At 46.5% G+C, this 1365-nt stretch carries 1 protein-coding gene; it reads right to left on the bottom strand.

Annotated elements, in window-relative coordinates:
• Nucleotides 1-281: 281 nt before the first annotated feature.
• Nucleotides 282-1205 carry an ABC transporter substrate-binding protein gene (locus Q0614_RS06935; RefSeq protein ID WP_298787557.1) on the bottom strand — a complete coding sequence of 308 codons (924 nt, stop codon included), beginning with the start codon at nucleotides 1203-1205 and terminating at the stop codon, nucleotides 282-284.
• Nucleotides 1206-1365: the final 160 nt, after the last annotated feature.

Genomic DNA, 1365 nt, shown 5'->3' with positions numbered 1-1365 from the left:
TGCACCAAGAAGGATTGAGTGAAGTTTAAGCATTTTTTCTCCTTGAAAATTCCGCGAAAATATGCGGGGTTAGAATAGCGGAATTATAGCCGATCGGCATAAAATCCAGATAAATTTTTATATAAATTTTGATTTTGTCGTGGGGGATTTCAGATGCTTTCGTAGGGCAGAATTTTGCTAGTAAAAATTTTTGCCCGTCTCCTCTAGGCTAACAGGATACTGCCAGGTGCCCAGCGATACCGCAAATAGCAGGATCCAGAGCAGCAGCAGGGCGGAAAATTTCATTTATAGCTCGTGCGGTAGAATTTTTGATAAAATTCCTCTACTTTTTTGTTAAATTCCGCTTCGTCGAAGTGCTTCGGATAGAGCTTCATCGCTAGCCACCACTCGCCAAGCGCCATGGCTTCGGCAGTCGGATAGCCCCACGCTTTGGCATATTCGGGCATCATGTAAATTTTATCCTCTTTTACCGCGCTTAAATTTGCAAGCTGCGGGTTGGATTTGAGCTCGGCGGGCACCTGCGGGTAGCGATCCTGCACGAAGATCATCTGCGGCGCCCACGCTAAAACCTGCTCTGCAGATACCTGCTTGTAGCCTTTGATGCTCTCTGCCGCGACGTTTTGCGCGCCGGCTCGCATAAACATTATGCCCGTGTATTTGCCGCTGCCATAGGTCGTGAGATCGGGATTTGCCATGTAAATTTTAGGTCTTTTATCCACGATGAAGTCGCTAAATTTAGCCTCTAGCTGCTTTTGTGAGGTTTTGACGAAGCTTATTAGCTCGGCGGCCTCTTTTTCGCGGTTTGCGACCTTGCCAAGAAGCTCTATACCGTCGTAAAAGCCCTCGGTATAGGCTGCTTCGTCGTCTTTGAAGGTCGGATTTAGCTTGCCCTTATCGGCGGCGTCGCTGCGCTGAAAGCTAACGGCTACGACTGGGATTTTGAGCTCCGTCATTTTGTCGATGTATTCTTGCGGGATGTAGTTTTTGCCGAGCGACTTTTCCCACGACTCCTGCACGCCGACGACCTTATCCAGCGCGTTTAGCTCGTTGAGCGCGTTTAGGCTTTGGTGCTGAAGCACGACTATGCGCTTAACCTGATCAGGCAGCGTGACGTCACGACCTAGCTGATCGGTTACGACGCGGTCTGCAAAAAGCGAACTCGCGCACAGCGCAAGAGCTAGCGCGAAAGAGCGAGGCTTACTCATTTTCTATCCTTTAATTTAGATTATATACTTCTTAATACACCCAATTTTGCGTGCTTTTTAGGCGGCTACGTTTAGAAAATATACTTTGAAATATTATAGATTTTTAATGATAAATTTTAGGTAAAAGATGAAATTTTAAAGTAGGGCGAATTTGAAAATT

This window comes from uncultured Campylobacter sp., from assembly GCF_937997595.1.
Taxonomy (GTDB): Bacteria; Campylobacterota; Campylobacteria; order Campylobacterales; family Campylobacteraceae; genus Campylobacter_B.
The sequence above is the reverse complement of the archived record's forward strand: the minus strand, read 5'-3'. Positions and strand labels throughout refer to the sequence as shown.

Bases quoted from the DNA above. Each gene is read 5' to 3' on its own strand.
- Q0614_RS06935 (WP_298787557.1), bottom strand. From the start codon at position 1,205: ATGAGTAAGCCTCGCTCTTTCGCGCTAGCTCTTGCGCTGTGCGCGAGT.